A 22,785-nucleotide genomic window follows, 5' to 3' on the forward strand; every position below is an offset into this window, starting at 1 on the left:
CCCCCCACCCCCACCCCCCCCCCCGCCGCCCCGTTCCGCCCCCCGTACCCCCCCCCCCCCCGCCGGGGGGGGGCCCCCCCGGGCGCCGGCCCCCCCCCCCCCCCCCCCCCCCCGCGGCCGCTAGTCCACGACCGCCTGCTCGGCGTCCGGGACGACCAGCGGGTAGTGCCGCGCGAAGAACTCGCGGTAACCGGTCGGACGGTAGCCGATGAGGCGCTCCAGATCACCGGTGCTCGCCCCGAACTCACCGCGGTTGATCGCCGCGGTCCACTCCGCCATGAACTCGGCGAGGGAGCGGGGCACGCCCAGCTCGGCGATCAAGCCGTCGACGTAGTCCTCCGGCGCGACGGGCACGTGCGGCACGGGCGCGCCGTGGACCTCGCTCAGCGCGGCGGCGATCTCGCGGAACGAGCCGGATTCGCTGCCGCTGAGCGTGTAGGTCGTGTTCTCGTGGCCGTCCTCGGTGAGCACCGCCGCGCTCGCCGCCGCCAGGTCGCGCCGCAGGGCCGGCGCCACCGCGCCCGCGCCGTCGGGCACCCGCACCCCGTTCCGGTAGGGGTCGGCCCCCAGGTTCGTGCCCAGCACGTCGAGGAAGATCGGCTGCCGCAGGACCGTCCAGGTCAACCCCGAGGCCTGCAACGCCTGTTCGGCGAAGACGTCCGAGTCCGTGACACCGGGCTGCCGGACGTCCGAGCCTTCGTCGCGCTGGACGGCCGTGAAGACCACGTGCTCGACCCCGGCCTGCTTCGCCGCGGCGATCGCGTTGAAGTGCTGCGCGTTCCGGTCGCTGAGCGCGACGGCCGAGACCAGCAGCAGCCGCTCCACCCCGGCGAAGGCCCGGACGAGCGACCCGTGGTCGAAGTAGTCGCCGCGGCGCACCTCGATGCCCCGCTCGGCCAGGTCCGCGGCGCGGGACGGGTCGCGGGCGAGCCCGACCAGCCGTTCCGCGGGCTGGCTGCGCAGCAGCTGGTGCAGGGCGGCCCGACCGAGATGGCCGGTCGCGCCGGTCACCATCAACTTTCCCATCGTTCCCGTCTCCTGTTTGGTGGTGATCGTTCGGTGGTGATCGTTCGGCGCGGGCCGAGCTCAGAACCTGATCACGGTCTTGCCGACCGTCCGCGCGCTCTCGACCAGTTCGTGGGCCCGCAGCATCGCCGCCGCGGTGCGGCCGTCCAGCACCGTGGTGGCGATGGGGCGCAACCGGCCCGCGACGACGTCCTGCACCAGCGCGGCGAGGATCCGGCCCTGCCCGTCGAGTCCGGCCGTGATCCGGCTGAACACCATCTCGGTGTGCAGCGACAGGGACTTGGCCGCGAGCGGCATCGGGTCGAGCGGGCCGGTCAGGTCGACGGCGGAGAGGTGGCCGAACGGCCGCAGCACCTCCGCGATCCAGCCGAGGTTGCCCGCGGTGCCCGCGGTGGACAGCACCAGGTCGACGCGGTCGATCCCGGCGGCGCGGAGCTGGGCGGGCACGTCCCCGGTGTGGTCGACGACCACGTCCGCGCCCATCGCCGTGCACCATTCGCGCGATTCCGGGCGCGAGGCCGTGGTCGCGACCAGCGCGGACGTCCTGCTCTTCAGCAGCCGCGTCGCCAGCGTGCCCACCCCGCCGGCACCGCCGACGACCAGCACGCGGTCGATTCCCGCTGCCAGGTCGTCGTGCTCGCGGAACAGCGCCTCCCACGCCGTGAGGCCGGCGATGGGCAGCGACGCGGCGTCGGCGAAGGGCAATTCGTCCGGGATCAGCGCCACCACCCGGTGGTCCACCGCGACCCGTTCCGCCCAGGCGCCGTCGCGCGCCATGTCCCCGGTGCCCAGGACGCGGTCGCCGACCGCGAAGCCCGCGGTGGCCGGTCCCACGGCGCGCACGACCCCGGCGAATTCCCAGCCCAGGACGAGCCGTCCACCGGTTTCGGCGCTGCGGGTCCGCCGGACGGCCGCCTCACCCGGGTTGATCCCGACGGCGTGGACCTCCACGAGCAGGTCCGCGTCCCGCAGCCGCGGTTCGGCGACCTCGACCGGCTCGATCGCGAACGCGTCCAGCGGATGGGCCTGCCGGTAGGCGAGTGCCTGCATCAGCTCCCCCTCAACCCTGCTTGAGCGCGTGCAGCGCGGACAGCGGACCGCCGACCTGCATCAGCCGGCCGCCGTCGCGCAGCGCCCCGATGTCCACCGGCGCGAACCCGATCTCGTCCGCGACCGCGTGGAAATCGGCCTTCGCGGCCGCGTCGTCCCCGGCGTAGAAGAGCAGCCGACGGCCTTCCGGGTGCCGGGGGTCGGGAGCGATGTGCTCGGCGAACAGCGTGTTGAACGCCTTGACCACCCGCGCGCCCGGCGCGTGCCGGGCGACGAACTCGCTGCCCGTGTCCGCACCGAGGTCGACGAGGTCAGCGGGCGTCACGCCGGTCATCTGGTTGGTCGTGTCGACCAGGATCCGGCCGTTCCACGCGGGCAGTTCCGCCAGTGCGGCGGGGATGTCCGACCACCGCACGGCGAGGAACACCACGTCGGCCGCGGCCGCTTCCGCGACGGTGCCCGCGGTGGCCGACGGGCCCAGCCGTGCCACGACACCGCGCAGCGAGGCCGGACCGCGGCCGTTGCTGAGGACGACGCGATGGCCTGCCGCGACGAGGTGACCGGCGATGGCCTGCCCGATGGCGCCGGCTCCGATGGTTCCGAAGTGCACGAGTCCTCCCGGAGCGCGTGGGGCGTGCGGCCCCACCAGTTTTTGATGACGATCGCCATCAAAATTAATGATGACGATCCGCATCAATACTTGTCAAGGCACGTCGAGCTCGTTTTGATGACGGGTATCATCGACCGGGCGACATGCCGACCGGGGCCGCGCGACACGGGCCCCGCGCGCCGAGGAGGCCCAGGTGCCACGCATCACGCAGGAGCAGAAGAAGCTCAACCGCGAACGGATCGTCGGCGCGGCGGGCGAAGGTTTCCGGCTGCGCGGCATCGACGGGATCGGCATCGACGAGCTGATGAAGGCCGCCGGGATGACGCACGGGGCGTTCTACAACCACTTCTCCTCGAAGGAGGACCTCGCGCTGGAGGTCTTCGCCCGCGGCTTCACCGACTCGCTGGCCGCGCTCGACGCCATCCGCGAGTCCCATCCCGGTGCCGCCGGCGCCGCCCTGGACGCCGTGGTCGAGCAGTACCTGACCGCCGACCACCGCGACCACCCGGAAACGGGCTGCGCCTCGGCCGCGCTGGCCGCCGACGCCGGACGCCACGGCGCCGCGGCCCAAGCCCAGTACCAGCGAGGACTCGCGGGCTACTTCGACACCATCACCGACCTGGTCCGCGAATCCGCGCACGAGGCCGGCACCGAACCGGACCCGGCGGAATCCCGCGAGCAGGCGGTCGCCCTGTTCTGCCAGCTCGTCGGCGCCCTGGTCGTCTCCCGCGCCGTCGCCGCGGCCGACCCCGAACTCTCCGAAGAAGTCCTCGCCGCCAACCGATCCCGGCTCACCGCGAACTGAGCTGATCTTGCAGCGGACCTCGTCGTTCTCCTGTCAGCGGCGCAGCCGCTGAGCCGCCGACCACGCACGCAGCCCGACCACCCGCGGGTTCTCAGCGGCTTCCTCGCGAGGACAGCGTTTTCTCCTGTGGCGGAGCCACCGGTGAAAACGATCCCGCAGCGAGGAAGCAGCTGAGGTTCCGCCACACCCGTGCTACACGGCAGAAGTGGAACGACTGGCAGTGAGGTTCCGCCGCCTCAGAGCTCCACGACTCGACCATCGTCAACCTGCAACCGCCGCGTCACGTGCACCGCGTCCAGCATCCGGCGGTCGTGCGTGACCAGCAGCAGGGTGCCGGTGTACGACGCCAGCGCCGACTCCAGCTGCTCGATCGCGGGCAGGTCCAGGTGGTTCGTCGGCTCGTCCAGCACCAGCAGGTTCACCCCGCGCGCCTGCAGCAGCGCCAGCGCCGCCCGCGTCCGCTCCCCCGGCGAGAGGGTGTCCGCCGGACGCAGCACGTGCGCGGCGACCAGCCCGAACTTCGCCAGCAGCGTGCGCACCTCGGCCGTCGGCCAGTCCGGCACCTGCGCGGCGAACGCGTCCAGCAGCGCCTCGCCGCCGAAGAACAGCCCGCGCGCCTGGTCCACCTCGCCGACCACCACGCCGGAGCCCAGCGCGGCACGGCCCTCGTCCGGCGCCACCCGGCCCAGCAGCGCGGCCAGCAACGTGGACTTCCCGGCGCCGTTCGCGCCGGTGATCGCCACCCGGTCCGCCCAGTCGACCTGCAGGTCCACCGGCCCCAGCGACCACGGGCCGCGGCGCAGCACCGCGCCGTGCAGGGTCGCCACCACCGAGCCGGAGCGGGGCGCGGCGGCGATGCTCATCCGCAGCTCCCACTCCTTGCGGGGTTCCTCCACCACGTCGAGGCGTTCGATCAGGCGCTCGGTCTGCCGCGCCTTCGCCGCCTGCTTCTCGGTGGCCTCGCTGCGGAACTTGCGGCCCACCTTGTCGTTGTCGGAGGCCTTGCGGCGGGCGTTCTTCACGCCCTTCTCCATCCACGAGCGCTGCGAGCGGGCCCGGGACTCCAGCGCGGCGCGGGTGTCGGCGTACTCGTCGTACTGCTCGCGGGCGTGCCTGCGCGCGACCTCGCGCTCCTCCAGGTAGGCCGCGTAACCGCCGCCGAACGAGCGCACCTGCTGCTGCGCCAGGTCCAGCTCCACAACCCGGGTGACGGTGCGCGCCAGGAACTCGCGGTCGTGGCTGACCAGCACCGTTCCCGCGCGCAGCTCGGCGACGAAGCGCTCCAGCCGTTCCAGGCCGCCCAGGTCCAGGTCGTTCGTCGGCTCGTCGAGCAGGAACACGTCGTAGCGGCTCAGCAACAGCGACGCCATGCCCGCGCGGGCCGCCTGGCCGCCGGACAGGCTCGTCATCGGCTGTTCCAGCGCCGCGTCCAAGCCGATCTCGGTGACCACGTCCTCGGCGCGCTCGGCGAGGTCGGCGCCGCCCAGCGCCAGCCAGCGGTCCAGCGCGGTGCTGTAGGCGTCGTCCGAACCCGCCGCGCCCTCGGTGAGCGCCTCCGTCGCCGCGTCCAGCTCGCGCTGCGCGGCCGCCACCCCGGTGCGCCGCGCCAGGAACGCCTGCACCGACTCGCCGGGGTTCCGGTCCGGTTCCTGCGGCAGGTAGCCGATCGTCGCCGTCGGCGGGCTCAGCCGCACCGAGCCGTCCGTCGCGGGCGCCAGTCCGGCCAGCATCCGCAGCAGCGTCGACTTGCCCGCGCCGTTCACCCCGACCAGGCCCACCACGTCGCCAGGGGCGACGACCAGATCCAGGCCGGAGAACAGGACGCGCTCGCCGTGACCTGCGGCGAGCCCCTTCGCGACGAGTGTGGCGCTCATAAGGACTGCGATCCTAATCCCCGCTCATCGGGGGTCCGCGCCCTCGCCCCGCGCAGGGCCCCACCGCCGGGCGGGACTACGCGGTCCGGCCGAGGACGGTGCCGTGGGGGACGCCGTCGAGCGCCTTCTCGAACTGCTCCAGGACGTCGGCCAGCGGGCCGGAGCTGTCCTCGTGGATCGCCAGGTCGTCGCCGGTGACGGTCAGGTGCTTGTCGATGAGGAAGAAGCTCTGCACCACGTGCCGCGCGCCCAGCGAGCTCACCACCGGGCGCAGCCCGTAGTCCAGCGCCAGCACGTGCGCCAGGCTGCCGCCGGTGGCCAGCGGCAGCACCGCCTTGCCGGTGAACCCGAACTGCGGCAGCAGGTCCAGGAACACCTTGAGCAGCCCGGAGTAGGCGGCCTTGTACGTCGGCGTCGCGAGCACGATGCCGTCGACGCGGCCGACCTTCGCCACCGCTTCCGCGATCTCCGGGTGGGCGGTGTCCGCGCTCAGCAGCGCCTCGGCGGGCAGGGTGCGCAGCCGCAGGTGCTCGGCGCGGCGTCCCGACGCGGTGAGCCTGCGGGCCAGGTGCTCGGCGACGCGTTCGGTCTTGGAGGTCTTCGAGGGGCTGCCGGAAATGACCAGGACGGTGGACACGCGCGTTCTCCTCACGGAAGTGACCGGTGATTCGAGGTGGGAATCGAGCCGGGGCAGTCCACAGTGGAGTGATCAGTCATCCGCGGTGGGGCGCCACGACCGGCTCAGCTGCGGGAACGACACCCCTGCGCCGCGACACGCAGCAGATCCACGTGGCGTCGCTTGGTGAACAGGGCCGGGAGCACGGAACCATCGCAACACCGGCTCGAACGGGGTGTCAACCAGCCGGGACGGGAATCCCAACTCGCGGAACCGGGAATGCCGCCGCCCGGCACGCCCTCCGGCCGGGCAGTCGATCAGTCCGCCGCGCCCCGGCTCAGCCGGGCCAGCCGCCGCGGCGTCGGCCACTTCACGTGCGACGCCCAGCCGAACCGCTCGAACAACCAGATCACCCGGGCCGAGACGTCGATCTGCCCGCGCTGCACGCCGTGCCGCGCGCACGTCGGATCCGCGTGGTGCAGGTTGTGCCACGACTCACCCATGCTCAGCAGCGCCAGCGGCCAGAAGTTCGCCGCCTTGTCCCGGCTCTTGAACGGTCGCTCCCCGATCAGGTGGCAGATCGAGTTCACCGACCACGTCACGTGGTGCAGGAACGCCACCCGCACCAGCCCAGCCCAGAAGAACGCCGTCCACGCCCCCCACCAGGTGCCCGTCACCGCGCCGCCCAGCACCGCGGGCAGCAGCAACGTCAGCAGCGTCAGCGGCCCGAACAACCGGTGCACCAGCACGATGTCCCGGTCGGCCATCAAGTCCGGCGCGAACCGCTCCCGGTTCGTCAGATCCCGCTCGAAGAGCCACCCCATGTGCGCGTGCCAGAACCCGCGCGCCAACGCCCACGGCGACGTGCCGAACGCCCACGGCGAATGCGGATCGCCCTCCCGGTCCGAGAACGCGTGGTGCCTGCGGTGGTCCGCCACCCAGTGCATCACCGGGCCCTGCACCGACATGCTGCCCGCCACCGCCAGCGCGACCCGCAGCCAGCGCTTCGCCCGGAACGCGCCGTGCGTGAAGTACCGGTGGAAGCCCACCGTCACCCCGAGGATCGTGAACACGTAGAAGCCGGCCGCCAACCCCACGTCCCACCAGCTCAGCCCCCAGCCCCACGCCAGCGGCACCGCGGCCAGCAGCGCCAGGAACGGCAGCAGGATGAACACGTACACCGACAGCTGCGGCGCCCAACCCCGGCGCCCGGCCAGCAGCGGAGCCCGTTCCTGGTGGGCGGTGGATTCGGTGGTGACCATCGCGCGAGAACCTCGAATCTGGCGGGAGCTGGGACCGTGCGCTCCACGTTCCAGGTACCCGCGCCGCCCGGCAACGAACCGCACCCCACGCCGCGATGAACTTCGCCTGATCAGGGCGAATCCGGGGCGGTGGGGTTCAGCGCGTCACCACCTGGGCGAGGACCATCGCGAACGCGTCCCGGTCCACCGCGGCCGGTTCCGCCGCCAGCCACTCCCCGATCTCGCGGACGAAGCCCTCCGGGGTCAGCGGCTCCACCGGCGCCTCCGCGTCCGACTCGCCGACGCTCACCTCGCCGGCCCGGTTCGGGTACAGCAGCAGCACGCCGCGCACCTCGACCTCCGGCAGCAGCGCCTCGAACGCCGCGACGCCCTCGCCGAGCCGGGTGGTGCCGCCGCGGAACACGTGGCCGTTGCGCCACACCTCGCCGTCCTCGTCCACCTCGTAGTGGCCGGGCAGCCACCGCTTCGACTCGACCAGCACCAGCCGCCTGCCGCAGAGCACCGCGTGGTCGACGTCCGCGAACACCGAACCCGGCCAGGCCACGCCGTGGAAGATCCGCGCCCCCGGCAGCCGCGTGAGGTGGTCGGCCAGCAACTCCGCGGACCGCTGCTTGACCACCGCGTCCGCGGCGACCTCCTCCTCGGCGGTGCCGCCGAACACCCGGCCCCGGTTCTCCGCCTCGAACAACCGGTCCGTGCGGTGCGCCTCCAGCAGGCGGCGCAGCAGCACCAGCACCACCACCCCAGCCGAGACCAGCAGCGCCAGCCACACGCCCAGCAACACCCCGCTCAGCCCCACCAGCAGGCCGGCCGCCGCCAGCAGCACCCAGCCGCCCGCCATCGCCAGCGCCGCCGTCCGGTCCGGCGCGGTGACCGGCAGGTACACCACCCGCTCCGCCGGGTCCACCTCGTCCCACCACGGGATGTCCGCGGGACTGAGGTCCGGGGCGGCCGGGGCGAAGTCCGGGTCGTCGCCGAAGTCGCGGCGCTGCCCCGGCCGGTACACCCAGCGCCGGGACGGCGTGCGCTTGGGTCCCGGCCGCGGCTCCTGCTGCTCCTCCTCGCCGTCACCACCGCCGTCGTAGTCGGCGCGGCGCACCGGGTCGTTGAGCGTCTCGTACGCCTGCTGCAACAACCGGAAGGTGCCCGCGGTGCCGCCGACGTCCGGGTGCATGGTCCGCGCCAACGTCCGGTACGCGGATTTGATCTCGGCGCTGGACGCCGAGCGCTCCACGCCCAGCAGCTCGTAGTAGTCGACCCCGCGCACGAAACTCCGTCCACCGTAAGCGATCGGCCGGCCACGACCGCGCGGACATGATAAGTGCACGGGCCCGTTCAAGATCAGCCAGTCGGCCCCTCCGGGCCGCGTTGCGCGACCGGTTCGGCTAACCGGGTGACGACCGCAGCCGCCACGCCAGCACCCCGCCCAGCGCCAACGGCAACCAGAACACGAACACCCGGAACACCAGCACCGCCGCCGCCGACACGCCCACCGGGATCCCGTACGACGCCAGCGCCGCGGCCGCGCCGACCTCCACGAACCCCACCCCGCCCGGCAGCACGCCGACGATCCCGAACAACGTCGACACCGCGTACGCGACCAGCGCCACCAGCGGCCGGTCCCCGGCGCCCACCGCCACCATCGACGCCCACAGCACCGCCGCGCCCAGCACGTCGATCAGCACCGCGAAGCACACCGCGGGCAGCGCCGTCCACGGCCGGGCGCGGATCGCCGCCACCGCCGCGTAGAAGTCGTCCGCGGCCTCGGTGTCCCGCGCCCGGGGCTCGCGGCGCAGCACCCGGTCCAGCAACCGCCCCGGCCACGCCCACACCCGGCGCAGCACCTCCCGGCTGCGCACCGCCGCCACCAGCGCCACCACCCTGGCCAGCAGCCCGGCGGAGAACAGCACGGTGGCGACGACCTCCGCGCGCTCCAGCCTGCCGTCCCAGCACACCACCGCCAGGCCCGCCGCCAGCGTCACCACGAAACCCACCTCGGCGGTCTGCGCGGCCGCCAGGTAGGCACCCGTGACGCGCCCCTGGTCGCCCGTCCCGCGCCCGCGGGCGTGCAACGAGAACGCCGCCACACCCGCCACGTTCCCCGACTTCACCGCCAGGTTCAGCGCGATCGACGCCACCGTCACCGGCAGCAGCCCCGCGAACTCGTGGTAGCCGCCCGCCCCCGTGACGCGCCGCGCCGCCACGTGCAGCAGTACCCAGTTCGCGATCCACACCAGCAGCACTCCCGCACCGACCGCCAGCCACCGCGGGTCCGCGTCCCGCAACGCCCGGCCGGCCGCGGGCAGCTCGTGGCGGTTCGCCCACACCAGCGCGGCGACCGCCGCCACCACCAGCAGCGCCGCCGCGACCCGGAGCCGACGGGAAGGCACCGGGTCAGGGTGTCAGCAGCGCCGGTCGGGTGCCGAACGACCGGAACGTGCGCGGCGTCCACCTCAACCCGGCACCGAGGTGCCCGCGACGCGATGGGCGCGGAGCTCGGGACGAGGGGCGTCGCGATGCCCGGGCGAGGCGCCCGGAACGATCACGAAACGTGTCGGGCATCGCGCGGTTCCCCCACCGTCCCGGTGAAACCACTGCCCCTGTTCAGCGATCTCGGTGCGCGGCGCCGCGTCGGCGTGTCGCGTCCCGCTTCCGCCGAGCGCGGGTCACCCGCCGCTTGGTGTCGCGCAGGCGGTCCGTCAGCTCCTCCAGCTCGGCGCGGAGCTCGTCCCGGCGGCGTTCCAGCCGGTCCCGGTCCTGCTCGGCCCGGCGGAGGTCGTCCTCGGCCCAGCGCTGCTCGTCCTCGGACCGGCGCTGGTCCTCCCCGGACCGGCGCTGCTCGTCCCCGGACCGGCGCTTGTCGTCCTCGGACCGGCGCTGGTCCTGCCCGGCCTGCCGCGTCGGGTCGGCCGGGTCCGCCGTGCTCCGCGTCGAAGTCGCCCGGTCGGACGCCCGCCGCTGCGGGCGCGAGGCACGTTCCGAACCGGTACCACCGGCTTCCTCCCGATCCGCCGTGGTGCCGGTGTCCGCGCCGGAGGACGGCCGGTTCGCGGAGCCGCCCCGGGCGCGGTGCTCGACCCGCGGAGTCCGGCTCGGTCCCGTACGGCGTCCGCGGTGGCGTGGCGCGGCGCGTTCCTCGGGGGCAGCGTCGACGTCGTCGCGGCCGGCCTCCGCCGCGGAATCCGCGGGGACGGCCTCGGCCGATCCGCCCCGCGATGGTGCGCGCTTCGAGGCCGGCCGCTTCGTGCCGCCCTCCGCCGCGCCGCGCTCCGGGGTGGTCTCCTCCGCCGGAACGCCCTTCGCCCGGCGCCCCGTCCGGCCGCCGCGCTTCGGCGCGGGTTCCTCCGCCGGGCGGTCCTGCGCCGCGCCGCCCCGCCTCTTCCGGGTGCCCGTCGTCCGGTCCTGATCACCGGCCGCGCGGTCCGCGGTGCGGGCGTCCGGCCGATCCGCCGCCGCGTCCCGCGCTCCTCCCGAACCGGACCGCCCCTCGGTCCGGCGCGGGGCACCCGCGGTCCCCTGGCGGTCGGCGGCGCGCTGCGCACCGCCGCGTCGCGGACCGGTTCCGCCTCGGTGCCGTGCCGTGGTGCTGCGCATCGCCGCCACGGACAGCTCGTCCAAGCCGAACCCGCTGTGCTCCAGTGCGCCGCTGAGCGTGCCCGCCCGGACCCGGCGCGCCGACTCCGGTTCGGCGACGGCCGCCGCGAACGTGCTCTCCACCTGCCTGCGGGCCTGTTCCGCCAGCTGCTTGCCGCCGCGCTCCACCACCTGCGCCGAGCGCGCCGTCAGGTCCGCGACGAGGTCCGCGCGCCGCCGGCCCAGGCGCCGGATCTCCTCCCCCCGCAGTTCGCGTTGCGCCGCGCGCAACTCGTCGCCCAGCTCGACCAGTTCCGCGACGCGACGCGGGTGCTCGGCGGCCACCCGGTTCACCGCCCACGCCGCGGTCGTCGGCTTGCGCAACCCACCGATCGACCGAGCGAGCTCCTCGTCACCGGCCTCCCGGGCGGCCCGCACCCGCTCGTTGCGAACAGCCACGAACTCCGCCGGATCCCCCTGGTAGAGCTCCTGCAGCAGCTCCTCGGACACCTGCTCACCGGCCATCAGCCCAGCCCAGCACGCGTCCCGCCGACGCGCACCCGAACCCGAGGCGTGGTGCCGGGCCCGACGGGGAACCCCACCGGTATGACGACCGCTCTGCAACGTCCCCGGAACGGGGCTCTCATCGCCGGGGTGTGCGCGGGGATCGCGCAGCGCTTCGGCTGGAACGTCGGTCTGGTCCGGCTGCTGTTCGTGGTCTCCTGCATCCTGCCCGGACCACAGTTCTTGATCTACGTGGCGCTGTGGGTCGTGATGCCCAAGCAATGAGCAACCCGCGGTCCGGGCACCACCGGTGACCTGGCCCGGAACGCGAAAAACCCGCTGACTCTGGAGTCAGCGGGCCTTTCCACGCGGATGGCCGAGGCGGCGAACCGCCCCTCCCTTGTGGCCATCCGGAACAGCCGTGCTCGGCCTAGGTGGCGCCCTGGGACCGGCACGGCCAGCTCATCGCCGGCGCACCGTGCTGCCGTCCACGGTAACCGCTACGGGTGACGAAAGCCCAGGACTCGCGGCACTTCACCGCACCGGAACCGGACGTTCCGCGGAAATCGGGTGCTCCGCGGGATCCTCCCGGGCCGCTCCGGCGCTCGCACCGGGTCGGCGGGGCGGTGCCGACCTCGCCGCGCGTGCGGGAGCCCGCACCGTGCCGTGCCGGGCCGCCGGCCCGGGCCGCCCCGTCAACCCATCCCGGGCGCACCGGCACCGGGACGTCGGCAGCACGATCGGCGGGCCGCGCTCCGCGACCAAGGCTTCAACGGCACCATGACCGTGTTCGCGAGGGCGAGCACGAGAGCCCGCGGATCCTCGGTGTTCGTGGGGAGGAAGGCCGCCGAGCACTCGGCCCGACGGTGAGGACGGAGAGCGATGGTTCCGGACGACGAGCAGGCGGAACTCGCCGGGACGCGCAGGGCGAAGCGGTTCGTCCTGCTGGTGGCGGCCGTCTCGGCGCTCGGCGGCGCGCTGTTCGGCTACGACACCGGGGTGATCTCCGGGGCGCTGCTGTTCATGACCCCGCACTTCGGTCTGACGCCGTTCCTGGAAGGCCTGGTGACCAGCGCGCTGCTGCTGGGCGCCGCCGCGGGCGCGCTGGCCGGCGGCCGGATCGCGGACCGGGCCGGTCGGCGGCCGATGCTGATCGGGTCGGCCGTGGTGTTCGTGGTGGGCACGCTCGGTTCGGCGCTGACCCCGGACGTGCCGGTGCTGGTGCTCTCCCGCGTGGTGCTGGGGCTGGCGGTCGGTGCGGCCTCGGTGGTGGTGCCGCTGTACATCTCCGAGATGGCTCCGGCGCGCGTGCGGGGCAGGCTGGTCACGTTCAACGGCCTGATGATCGTGACCGGGCAGCTGCTGGCGTACGTGGTGAACGCGCTGCTGGCGGAAGCCGGGGCGTGGCGCTGGATGCTCGGGCTCGCGACCATCCCCGCGGTGCTGCTGGGCGTGGGCATGCTGTTCCTGCCGGACAGCCCGCGGTGGTACGCGGGCCAGCAGCGGCTGGAGCAGGCCCGCGCCGTGCTGCACCGCGGCCGGTCGCCCGAGGAGGCCGAGCGGGAGCTCGCGCAGATCACCGCCGCCCACGAGCAGCGGGCGACCGGCCGGGGCTGGCGCGAGCTGCGCTCGAAGTGGCTGCGCCGGGTGTTCTTCATCGGCATCGGGCTGGCGGTGCTGCAGCAGATCACCGGCGTCAACACGATCGTCTACTTCGCGCCGATGCTGCTGGCCCGGACCGGGCTGGGCGAGGTCGCCTCCATCGCGGCGACCATCTCGATCGGCGTGATCTCGGTGCTGGCGGCGGTGGTCGGGCTGCTGCTGATGGACCGGGTCGGTCGGCGACCGCTGCTGATCACCGGGCAGGCCGGGGTGACGAGCTGCCTGGTGCTGCTGGGCCTGGCGTTCCTGCTCCCGGCCGGCGGCAACCGCGCGGGCTACGCGATCTTGGCGATCATGGTGGTGTACATGGCCTTCCAGCAGAGCAGCGTGAGCACGGTGACCTGGCTGATGATCACCGAGCTGTTCCCGCTGCGGATCCGCGGCTTCGCGATGGGCGTGGCGGTCCTGGTGCTGTGGCTGACGAACTTCGCGGTGGCGCTGGTGTTCCCGCCGATGGTGGCGGCGATCGGGGGCAGCGCCACGTTCTGGGTGTTCGCCGCGCTCAACGTCGGCGCGCTGGTGTTCAGCGTGCGGCTGGTCCCGGAGACCAGGGGGCGCAGCCTGGAGGAGCTCGAAACGGACCTGCGGCGCCCGGCGACCGCGGCGGGGGCCCGCGGCTGATCGGGCGGTGCCGGCGCACCGCCGCGAGCCCGGCCGGACGGCCCGGTGGCGTGGTTCGCGGCCGCGGGCACGTCGTTCGGCGATCAGCGCGGAACTCCCGGCGCACGACCGCTTTCACCGGGCCGCCCCGTGCGGTATGCAGGGCGCGTGACGAATGTGGTGCTGGGGCCGATCCTCCGCTACACCGATGACACCTCGGCGACGGTGTGGCTGGAACTGGACGAGGCCTGCACGGTCGAGGTGCTCGGCACCACGGCCGCGACGTTCCAGGTCGGCGGGCACCACTACGCGCTGGTCGCGGTGCGCGGGCTGCGGCCGGGCACCTCGACCCCCTACGACGTGCGGGTGGGCGGTGCCGTGCTGTGGCCCGCCGCGGGCGACACCCATCCGCCGAGCAGGATCCGCACGGTGCCGCCCGCCGCCAAGGCGCGGCTGCTGTTCGGCTCCTGCCGGTTCGGCCCGACCGAGGACGCGGGCCGCCGCCGAGCACTGGGGCCGGACGCGCTGGAGTCCTGCGCCCGCAGGCTGATGGACACCCCGGAGCGGGACTGGCCGCACGCGATGCTGTTCCTCGGCGACCAGGTGTACGCCGACCAGACCGCACCGCAGGTGCAGCGGGAGATCGCGGCGCACCGCGACCTCACCGAGCCGCCCGGCGAGGAGATCGTCGACTTCCAGGAGTACGCGGTCCTGTACCGGCACGCCTGGGGCGATCCGCTGGTGCGCTGGCTGCTGTCCACCGTGCCCAGCATGATGATCTTCGACGATCACGACGTCCGGGACGACTGGAACACCTCGCTGGAGTGGCGCACCGCGATGGCCGCGCAGCCCTGGTGGCGGGAACGCCTGCTCGGCGCCCTCGTCGGCTACTGGGTGTACCAGCACATCGGCAACCTCTCCCCGGACGACCTGGACGCGGACCCCACCTACCGGGCGGTGCTCGCCGCGGGTCGCGCCGGGGACGCGCTACCGGTGCTGCGCGAGTTCGCCGCGGCCGCCGACACCGAGCTGCGCACCCCGGGCACCGCGGACGAGGTCGGCGGTCCGCGCGGCCGGTACAAGGACGTGCGGTGGAGCTACCGGCGAGACCTGGGCGCGCTGCGGCTGATCGTGCTGGACACCCGGGCGGGCCGGATCCTGGAGGGCGGCAGCCGGGCGATGCTCTCGGACGTCGACTTCGACTGGCTGCGCACCCAGTTGCGGCTCGATCCGGCGCACGGCTCGCGACCGGAGCACGCCCGCGCCACCGGGAGCGGCGGCCCGGCGGCGATCGGGGGCGGTGCCGCGACGGCGAGCGGTGCGGGATCGACGCACGGCCTCGACACCCGGCGGGACGGACCCGGCCCGGCCGACGAGTCCCGGCGCGGCGGCGGGGCGAACGCCTCCGGGCGGGCCGCGGAGCCATCGGAACACGTCGTGATCGCCTCCTCGTTGCCCTGGCTGCTCCCGCACGCGGTGCACCACCTGCAGGCGTGGAACGAGGCCGCGTGCACCGATCGCGGCCGGTGGCCGAAGCTCGCCGAACGGGCGCGGCAGGCGGGCGACCTGGAGCACTGGGCCGCGTTCGGCGAGTCCTTCGACCGGCTCGCCGAGCTGCTGCGGGCCGCCGCGGACCGGCCCGGCTCCGCCTCGGTGTCCGTGCTGTCCGGGGACGTGCACCACAGCTACGTCGCCGAAGCGGCGTACGCCCCGGCGACCCGGTCCCGGGTCGTGCAGGTGACGTGCTCCCCGCTGCACAACGCCGCTCCCCCGCACCTGGTGGCACCGCTGCGGATGGCGTGGGCGCGGCCGTTGGCCGCGCTGTTCCGCGCGTTGGGCAGGCGGCTCGGAGTGCCGCCGCTGCCGCTGACCTGGCGGAAGACGGCGGGACCGTACTTCGGCAACGCGGTCGGCGTGCTCGACGCCGACGGCGAGCACGCGGTGGTGGCGTTGCAGCGCGCCGACGAGGACGGCGGCCTCACCACGATCCACCGCTCCCGCCTGTCCTGACCGCACCCCGGATCCGCTCCGGGTGGCGGGCCCGCCGGGAACCGGCGAGCGGCGGCCCACCCGGGCAGCGGACCGCCGCGGGTCCTCCGCGGTCTCCTCGTGGGGGAAGCGCTCTCCCCCGCCGCGGAGCCGACGGAGAGGTCCCGCGGCGGAGCCGAGGTTCCGCGCTAGACCGCCGGAGCGAAACTCAGCCGATCGCGGATTCGACGACCGGCAGATAACCCTCCGCGTGCCCGGTCACGTTGGGGTGGAAGGATTCCTGCAACGGCGTGCTCGGCCCGTTGATCCACTCCGGGTCGCCGCAGACGCCGTGGCCGTCGAAGGCGCTGCGCGGGTCGGCGTAGGTGAACCCGGCGGCTTCGGCCCGTTCGGAGATGACCTCGGCGAGCACGTCGGCGCCCTTGTTGATGCGCTCGCGCTTGGTCTCGGTGAACCCGGGGATGCCGCAGTCGCCGGTCGAGTTGATGCGCGGGTAGCCGACGACCACGATCTCGGCGTTGGGCGCGGCGGCGCGGATGCCCTCGTAGGTGGCGTCGAGCTTGGCGGGCAGTTCGTCGCGGGTGGCGGCCTCCCCGTCGCCGACGGCGGAGTCGCAGTTCTCGTCGGTGCCGAGCAGGCAGCCTTGGATCACGTCGGCGAACCCGATGTCGTTGCCGCCGATCTGCACCGTGACCAGGGTGGTGTCGGCGCTCAGCGAGCCGAGCTGGTCGGCGTTGAGGTCGTCGGTGGTCGCTCCGGAGCAGGCGTCGAAGCTGAAGGTGGCCGCGCCGTGCGCGTCGGCCCACAGCTGCGGGTAGGCCTTGGGGCTGCGCAGGCAGTCCCCGCTGTCCTCGAAGTAGTCCCTGGTCCCGGTGCCGGAGGCGAACGAGTCGCCGAGCGCCGCGTAGTTCTCGTCCGCTTGCGCGGCGTGCGCCGTCCCGGCGGTGAGAGACGTTCCGATGACGACGGTCGCTGCGACGGCACGCGCGACTCCCCGAATGTGACGCATGGATCCTCCGAACGAAGTCCTCGACCCCAGAACGCGAATGTCCCGGCCGAGATCGATTGAACGTCCCGAATGGACCACATGCGCCGCGTTGGCGAATTGACGCCACGCGAATTCCGGCCGAATCATTCGGATCTCACCCGATATTGGCGGACGCTTCCCCGATCAGGAGCAATCACCGGAATTTCGACTACTCAGCGCCGCCGAAACCCGGATCGCGATCGACTCTTCCGGCGGTGCCCGAATCAGGCGGAACCTGCTCCAGCGAATCGAGCGATCTGCCCGCGGAATCCGGCATGCCGACCAGCCCGATGACGGCGAACAGCACCAGCAGGACCATCATGATCACGGCCATTCCCGGCACCCCGAAATCGGATTCGATCATGGCGGGGACCACGAAGCTCCAGACCCCGAGGACGATGCGGGCGAACGCGAACGTGACGCCCTGCGCGGTGGCGCGCAGCATCGTCGGGAACATCTCCTGCGACCAGAGCTTGTAGAACGATTCCCCGGCGAGCACGGCGCCGACGCCGAACAGCGCCACGTTCGCGACCGCCACCCCGACTCCGATCGGCAGCACCGCGAAGCAGCCGAACGCGGCGATCTGCAGCACGGCGCCGATCGCGAACAGCGGTCTCCGCCGGGCGCCGTCGGCCAGCGGCATGAACACCAGCACCACGGCGAGCAGCGTCACCAGCGAGTTGAACGCCTGGATGGCCACGCTGGTCGCCCGGTCCACACCACCGGCGTGGACCAGCAGGTACGGCAGGAACGCGCCGTTGGTCCCCGCGACGGTGTTCCACAGCGCGTAGAGCCCGCCGGTGAACAGCAGCGCCCGCAGGTTCCGCCCGGTGATCAGGTCCCGCAGCCGCCCGGCGGCGAGCGGGTTCCCGCCGTCGCGGGCCGCGCGCCGGGCCCGCGTCCAGCGCGCCGATTCGACCATGCCGCGGCGCAGGTACCAGGTGACGAGGGCGACGACGGCCAGGTGCGCGAACACGATCCGCACGCCCAGCACCCCGAGCGGGGCGAGCGCGAACGCCAGCAGCAACGTGACCAGCGGCCCGAGGCACCACGCCACCTGGGTCAGCCCGATCAGCCTGCCGCGGGACCGGCCGGGGGCGAACTCGGCGACCAGCGCCAGCGAGGTCGGCAGGTCGGCGCCGACGGCGAGCCCGACGAGGACGTAGCCGAGGAACAGCATCGGCAGGTTGACGGCGCACACGATCCACAGCACGCCGAAGGCGAACACGAGCAGGTCCCACGCGTAGATCCGCTTGCGGCCGAACCGGTCGCCGAGCCTGCCGCCGATGAGCGCGCCGACGGCCGCGGAGATCGCGTTGGAGCTGAACGCGGTGAGCAGTCCGACGGTGGTGGAGTCGAGCCCGAGGAACGCTTCCCACAGCGGGAGCCCGGCCGCGGCGGCCACGATGGACCCGGCGTCGATGTAGGACGCCATGGACGCGAGCACCGCCCACTTCCACTGCCTGCGAGTCGGTTCCGCCGCGTCCGGATCGAGTCCCGCCCCGGTGGTCTCCATGGCACTCCCCGTCCGCCGCCGGTGCCCGCGCCCCGCCGGGCGGGCACCGGTGCCGCACGGTCTACCGAACCGGCCGGGCGGCGGGGAACCTCCGTCCGTGCGGTTCCGCGCACCCGCGACGTCCGATCCGGACGAAGCACCCGCCCGGCCCGTCCAGGAACCCGCCGGCCGGTCGTGCCGGTTCCTCGTCAGCGGCACAGCCGCTGAGCGGCCGGACCACCCGCGGGTGCTCAGCGGTTCCCCCGCGAGATCCGCCGTGCACGGACCGGTGCATCGGCGATCGCGGCCGCCCCGGGAAGGCGGGCAGCACCGCTGAGGTCGCGCCACCCCGACAGGAGCAGGGCGGCTCAGCGGGCTTCGGGGAGGCTGGACCTGCGCACCACGAGTTCGGGTTCGTAGATCACCTGCTGGTGGGCGTGCTCGGCGCCCGGGTCGGATTCGGCGAGCACCAGTTCGGCCGCTTTGCGCCCGATGCGGAACGCGGGCTGGCGCACCGAGGTCAGCGGTACGGCGGCCGCGGCGGCGAACTCGATGTCGTCGTAGCCGACCAGCGCGATGTCCTCCGGCACCCGCACCCCGGCGGCGAACAGGGCTTGCAGCAGGCCGAGGGCGAGCAGGTCGTTGGCGCAGAACACCGCGCTCGGCCGGGTCGGCAGGCCGAGCAGCCGGGCGCCCGCGTCCCGGCCGGAGGCCACGTCCAGCGCGGGCACCTCCAGCACGCTGAGCGCGTCGTCGTCGAGCCCGTGCTCGTGCAGCGCGGTGCGCGCGCCGGTGCGCCGGTCGAGGCACTGGGTCAGCGAACCGGGCCCGGTGACGAAGCCGATGCTGCGGTGCCCGCGCTCCAGCAGGTGGCGCACGGCGAGCGCTCCGCCCGCCACGTCGTCCACCGCGACCGAGCACGCCTGCCCGCTGTCGACCTTGCGGTCCACCAGCACCGACGGAATCCCCTGCCGCCGCAGCGAATCGAGGTTGGCGCCGCTGACGTCGGACGGGGTGACGAGCACGCCGCGGACCCGCTGCTCGGCGAACAGCGACAGGTACAACGCTTCGGCTTCCGGGTCCTGCCCGGAGTTGCACAGCATCACGCCGAGCCCCTCATCGCGGGCGGCGGCCTCCACGCCGCGCGCCACGTCGACGAAGAACGGATTCCCCATGTCCAGCACCAGCAGCGCGAGGATGCGGCTGTGCCCGGCGCGGAGCTGCCGGGCGGATTCGCTGCGGACGTAGCCGAGTTCGTCGATCACCGACAGCACCCGGGCCCTGGTGGTGACCGAGACCCGGTCCGGCCGGTTGAGCGAGTTGGACACGGTGGCCACCGAAACTCCGGCGCGTTCGGCAACGTCCTTGATGCTGACCATGCCTCCAGGGTGCCCGGTGCGGCCGCCGCGCACCGAAGTGGCCTCATCGCCACCGATCCCCGGCGGCCGCCGCGCGCGGGCGGTGCGATCGCGGCGACCGGCGGCCGCACCGGGGCGGGAGTCACCCGCTCCCGGCGGGGACGGCCGTGCGGTCAGAGCGCCCCGGCCGCGGGCCGCACCACGATCTCGCTGACGTCGACCTCCGCCGGTTGCTCGACGGCGAACGCGATGGAGTCGGCGACCGCGGACGCCGGGATGCTGATGGACCGGAAGCTGCGCATCACCTCCCGCGCGGATTCGTCGGTGATGGTCCCGGCGAGCTCGGATTCGACGACACCGGGCGAGACGACGCTGACCCGGATGCCGCCGTCGGATTCCTGGCGCAGCCCTTCGGAGATCGCGCGCACGGCGAACTTGGTGGCGCAGTACACGGCGGCGGTGGGGCTGACCACGAAGCCGCCGACGGAGGCCACGTTCACAAACTGCCCGCCGCCCTGCTCGCGCATGATGGGCAGCGCGGCGGCGATGCCGTGCAGCACGCCGCGCACGTTGACGTCGATCATCCGGTCCCACTCGTCCACCTTGAGCGCCGCCATCGGGGACAGCGGCATCACACCGGCGTTGTTGACGACGACGTCGACCCGGCCGAACTCGGCGCGGGCGGCGGCGGTGAAGGCGTGCACGTCGGCGGCGTCGGTGACGTCGAGCCTGCGGTGCGCGGCGGTGCCACCGGCGGCGGTGATCTCGGCGGTGAGCGCTTCGAGCCGTTCGGTGCGGCGGGCCCCGAGGAACACCCGGTGCCCGCGCCGGGCGAGCACGCGGGCGGCCGCTTCGCCGATGCCGCTGCTCGCGCCCGTGATCAAGATGGTCTTGCCGTTCGCCACTGGTCCTCCCGAACCCGGCCCCCTGCGGGCCGTCGAGGACGACTCTGCGCGCTCGGACGCCACCGACCCAGGCCGCGGCACACCTAGGAATCGCGCGGTCAGACCTTGAGGCCGAGCCAGTTGGTGAAGTGGGCGATGCTGTCGGACTTGCGGCGTTCGGCCATCGCGATGGCGCGCGCGGTCTCCCGCACCTGCGGGTGGTAGCGGGTCTGCTGTGGGGCGACGCGGCGCGCGTTGTTCAGGGCGCGCAGCGCGTTGGCGTGGTCGCCGGCGAGCACCCAGGCGCGGGCGACGTCCTGCCAGTGGTGGCCGACGCGGTTGGCCCGCATGTCGTCGGGCAACCGCAGTTCGGAACCGTCCCGGGCGGCGCGGCCGGGGTCTCCGCCTTCGAGGGAGACGGCGACGTCGTGGATCTCGACGTTGCCGGGCCCGAAGTTCGTGTCGTAGGCGGCGGAGGAGCGGCCGAGCCGGGCGCCGATCGCCCTGGCTTCGGCGATGTGCTCGCGAGCCCGGTCCAGTTCGCACGCGCGCGCGTCGATCATCGCGCCGCGCAGGTGCGCCGAACCGCGCAGCGCCAGCACCTCTTCGCTGTCCGGTCTGGACTCCAGCAGGTCCAGCGAGTGCTGCACCAGCCGGGTGCCGGTGTCGTAGGACGCGCAGGACATCAGGATGAGCGCGCGGTGCTGCACGGCGTGCGCGGCGAGCAGCGGATCGTCGCTGCGCTCGGCGGCCATCTCCATCCGGTCGACGGCCTGGGTGGCGAGCGGTATCCAGCCGAAGCGGTAGACCAGTTGCGCGGTGTTGCCGTAGGCCTGGGCGAGGTAGCGGTACCCCCGTTCGCGCGCGGAGTCGGTGCTCGCCTGGCGGATCGCGCCCGCCATCCGGCGGAGCAGCACCGGCGTCAGTTCGATGGCTTGCCGGGCGCGGTCGGAGTGCCGCAGGTCGCGCACCTTGGCGAGGTCGGCCTCGATCTCCTCGGTGGCACCGGGTTCGAGCGCGGCGGCGTAGCGGCCCTCGGCGAACAGGGTGCGGAGTTCGGTGAGGCCGGGCGGGATTCCGCCGTCGTCGTCGAGGGTTTCGCGGTACGGCTGCCCGTAGAGCTCTTCGGCTTCGATGCCGAGCGCGCGGGCGACGGCCGCGACGAACGCGGGCGAGCCGGGTTCCCGTCCCTGTTCGACCGCTCGGAGCATGCTGATGCTGTAATTGGCGCGCTGCGCCAGGGCCTGTTGGTTGAGTCCCGCGACTTTTCGAGCCATCGCGACGCGTTCGCCGAGGGCCGATCCCTGTTCAGGCCGTGGCACGGGGCTCCTTCCACGTAGGGCCATGGAACCACCAGACTAGGTGACACACGTTGGTGCGAGCAGCTTGTTGTCGCACTGTCACATGGCTGTCACTCCGCCACGCGGCGCGGTCGTAACTTGACAGGACAAGCGCTCACCCACCGCTAGCTAGTCAGGTGAGAACCATGCCTGCTTTCCACGACTGCCACTCCGAGCCCGGCACGGCGCCGCTTCCCGAGGTGATCGACGCCGTCCCCCTCCCGCCACCGCCCGAGGAGCCCGCGGTGCTCAACGTCCGCTACCGCGCGGGAATCGTCGGCGAACGGGCCCGCGTCGTGCACGCCGCGACCTGGACCCCGCGCGATGTGCTGATCACGTTGTGCGGCATGCCGCTCGACCCGTCGCTCGTCGAGGAGTCCACCGGGATGCCGTGCATGCGCTGCATCCGCATCGCCGCCCGCCGCGCCCGCGAAGACGACGAACAGCGCGGCCTCGAAGGCTGATCCACCACCCGGGTTCGACATCTCGTCCTCCTCGGTCGAAGGTGTTCCCGTTGCAGCGGAAGCGATCGGTGACGAGCAGGCCGGGGCCGTCGTCCGGATCGCCCGCTCCGCGGCCGAACGACGTCACCACCAGCGCCCCGTCCTGCGGATCGGCGGAGTCGACGTCCAGTCCGCGTTCGTCGGTCCCGTCCCGCGCTCCGAGCGGAATCCCCAGCGACCGCGGGGAGTTCGCCGTTCCCGTTCCGATGTGGACGGGGATCTCGTCCGGGGCCCCGGTTCCGGACAGCGCACCGACCCCACGGCGTCGTCCCTCCCGCACTTCCCCGCACCGATGCGGACGACCGGGTCCGGGTGCTTCCAGCGGTCCCCCACCGGCGGACCGCCGCGTAGTGGCCACCGAGACCGCTGAGCCGCAACTGGCCGTCGGTGCGCTGCGCGGCCCGCGTCTCCGCCCTCCCGTCGACGACCAGATCGACGTCCGGCGCCCCCGCGCTCAGGCCACCTCGCGCGGGGCGCCGAAGTAGGCCCGGCTGCTCCGCGTGCCCGTGCGACCCCCGCGCGTGACCTCGGAGCGCCCAGGCCGGCGAGGCGTGCTCACGCCGATGCCGCGTTTCGGCGGAATCCGGCCCGCCTTTCGGCCGAAGCC

General features: G+C 73.6%; 19 protein-coding genes. 5 read left to right on the top strand and 14 right to left on the bottom strand.

Annotated features, from left to right (window positions below; all coding sequences use genetic code 11):
• Nucleotides 1-120: 120 nt before the first annotated feature.
• Genes LCD33_RS12815 through LCD33_RS12825 form a run of 3 tightly spaced genes read right to left on the bottom strand, consistent with a single transcriptional unit; the run spans nt 121 to nt 2,686 of the window.
• Nucleotides 121-1,026: an SDR family oxidoreductase gene (locus LCD33_RS12815; protein ID WP_224967952.1), complete on the bottom strand. Its 906-nt coding sequence runs from the start codon at nt 1,024-1,026 to the stop codon at nt 121-123.
• Between the two features lie 60 nt (nt 1,027-1,086).
• Nucleotides 1,087-2,076, bottom strand: a complete 990-nt coding sequence (locus LCD33_RS12820; RefSeq protein ID WP_224967953.1) for an alcohol dehydrogenase catalytic domain-containing protein — start codon at nt 2,074-2,076, stop codon at nt 1,087-1,089.
• A gap of 10 nt (nt 2,077-2,086) precedes the next feature.
• Entirely contained in the window at nt 2,087-2,686 is a 600-nt protein-coding gene (locus tag LCD33_RS12825; RefSeq protein ID WP_224958237.1) for an NADPH-dependent F420 reductase, read from the bottom strand.
• A gap of 193 nt (nt 2,687-2,879) precedes the next feature.
• Between LCD33_RS12825 and LCD33_RS12830 the strand changes: the two genes are divergently transcribed.
• Nucleotides 2,880-3,491, top strand: coding sequence for a TetR/AcrR family transcriptional regulator (locus LCD33_RS12830; protein WP_224958236.1), 612 nt, complete (start codon nt 2,880-2,882; stop codon nt 3,489-3,491).
• Between the two features lie 236 nt (nt 3,492-3,727).
• Here LCD33_RS12830 and LCD33_RS12835 read toward each other — a convergent pair whose 3' ends face one another.
• From LCD33_RS12835 to LCD33_RS12860, 6 genes are all read right to left on the bottom strand, one after another.
• Entirely contained in the window at nt 3,728-5,365 is a 1,638-nt protein-coding gene (locus tag LCD33_RS12835) for an ABC-F family ATP-binding cassette domain-containing protein (RefSeq protein ID WP_224958235.1), read from the bottom strand.
• A gap of 76 nt (nt 5,366-5,441) precedes the next feature.
• Nucleotides 5,442-6,002: an NADPH-dependent FMN reductase gene (gene ssuE / locus LCD33_RS12840; RefSeq protein ID WP_224958234.1), complete on the bottom strand. Its 561-nt coding sequence runs from the start codon at nt 6,000-6,002 to the stop codon at nt 5,442-5,444.
• Between the two features lie 296 nt (nt 6,003-6,298).
• Nucleotides 6,299-7,243 carry an acyl-CoA desaturase gene (locus tag LCD33_RS12845; protein WP_224958233.1) on the bottom strand — a complete coding sequence of 315 codons (945 nt, stop codon included), beginning with the start codon at nt 7,241-7,243 and terminating at the stop codon, nt 6,299-6,301.
• Between the two features lie 136 nt (nt 7,244-7,379).
• Complete coding sequence (locus LCD33_RS12850) at nt 7,380-8,510, bottom strand: DnaJ domain-containing protein (protein WP_224958232.1); 1,131 nt, start codon at nt 8,508-8,510, stop codon at nt 7,380-7,382.
• Nucleotides 8,511-8,628: 118 nt separating this feature from the next.
• Nucleotides 8,629-9,633 (bottom strand): lysylphosphatidylglycerol synthase transmembrane domain-containing protein, encoded by a 1,005-nt coding sequence (locus LCD33_RS12855; protein WP_224977891.1) that lies wholly within the window; start codon nt 9,631-9,633, stop codon nt 8,629-8,631.
• A gap of 214 nt (nt 9,634-9,847) precedes the next feature.
• Nucleotides 9,848-11,341 (bottom strand): hypothetical protein, encoded by a 1,494-nt coding sequence (locus LCD33_RS12860; RefSeq protein WP_224977892.1) that lies wholly within the window; start codon nt 11,339-11,341, stop codon nt 9,848-9,850.
• Nucleotides 11,342-11,422: 81 nt separating this feature from the next.
• Between LCD33_RS12860 and LCD33_RS12865 the strand changes: the two genes are divergently transcribed.
• The 3 genes from LCD33_RS12865 (at nt 11,423) to LCD33_RS12875 (ending at nt 15,592) form a co-directional block, all read left to right on the top strand.
• On the top strand, nt 11,423-11,605 hold the full coding sequence (locus LCD33_RS12865; protein ID WP_224958229.1) for a PspC domain-containing protein: 183 nt from the start codon (nt 11,423-11,425) through the stop codon (nt 11,603-11,605).
• Nucleotides 11,606-12,202: 597 nt separating this feature from the next.
• Complete coding sequence (locus LCD33_RS12870; RefSeq protein ID WP_224958228.1) at nt 12,203-13,603, top strand: sugar porter family MFS transporter; 1,401 nt, start codon at nt 12,203-12,205, stop codon at nt 13,601-13,603.
• 147 nt (nt 13,604-13,750) lie between these two features.
• Entirely contained in the window at nt 13,751-15,592 is a 1,842-nt protein-coding gene (locus tag LCD33_RS12875) for an alkaline phosphatase D family protein (protein WP_224958225.1), read from the top strand.
• Nucleotides 15,593-15,779: 187 nt separating this feature from the next.
• On the opposite strand, the gene LCD33_RS12880 is transcribed toward LCD33_RS12875, so the two are convergent.
• The 5 genes from LCD33_RS12880 to LCD33_RS12900 all read right to left on the bottom strand — a co-directional run bounded on the left by LCD33_RS12880 (nt 15,780) and on the right by LCD33_RS12900 (nt 21,657).
• Nucleotides 15,780-16,580 carry an SGNH/GDSL hydrolase family protein gene (locus tag LCD33_RS12880; protein ID WP_224958223.1) on the bottom strand — a complete coding sequence of 267 codons (801 nt, stop codon included), beginning with the start codon at nt 16,578-16,580 and terminating at the stop codon, nt 15,780-15,782.
• A 187-nt stretch (nt 16,581-16,767) separates the two neighbouring features.
• Nucleotides 16,768-18,114: an MFS transporter gene (locus tag LCD33_RS12885; protein WP_224958221.1), complete on the bottom strand. Its 1,347-nt coding sequence runs from the start codon at nt 18,112-18,114 to the stop codon at nt 16,768-16,770.
• A gap of 347 nt (nt 18,115-18,461) precedes the next feature.
• Nucleotides 18,462-19,472, bottom strand: coding sequence for a LacI family DNA-binding transcriptional regulator (locus tag LCD33_RS12890; RefSeq protein WP_224967229.1), 1,011 nt, complete (start codon nt 19,470-19,472; stop codon nt 18,462-18,464).
• A gap of 152 nt (nt 19,473-19,624) precedes the next feature.
• The gene (locus LCD33_RS12895) at nt 19,625-20,356 is read right to left on the bottom strand and encodes an SDR family oxidoreductase (RefSeq protein WP_224958217.1); all 732 of its coding nucleotides are present in this window, start codon (nt 20,354-20,356) and stop codon (nt 19,625-19,627) included.
• A 98-nt stretch (nt 20,357-20,454) separates the two neighbouring features.
• The gene (locus LCD33_RS12900) at nt 20,455-21,657 is read right to left on the bottom strand and encodes a helix-turn-helix domain-containing protein (protein ID WP_224977893.1); all 1,203 of its coding nucleotides are present in this window, start codon (nt 21,655-21,657) and stop codon (nt 20,455-20,457) included.
• Between the two features lie 164 nt (nt 21,658-21,821).
• On the opposite strand from LCD33_RS12900, the gene LCD33_RS12905 reads away from it, so the two are divergent.
• Nucleotides 21,822-22,139, top strand: coding sequence for a hypothetical protein (locus LCD33_RS12905; RefSeq protein WP_224958213.1), 318 nt, complete (start codon nt 21,822-21,824; stop codon nt 22,137-22,139).
• Nucleotides 22,140-22,785: the final 646 nt, after the last annotated feature.

It is taken from the genome of Saccharopolyspora sp. 7B (assembly GCF_020177435.1).
Taxonomy (GTDB): Bacteria; Actinomycetota; Actinomycetes; order Mycobacteriales; family Pseudonocardiaceae; genus Saccharopolyspora_C; species Saccharopolyspora_C gregorii.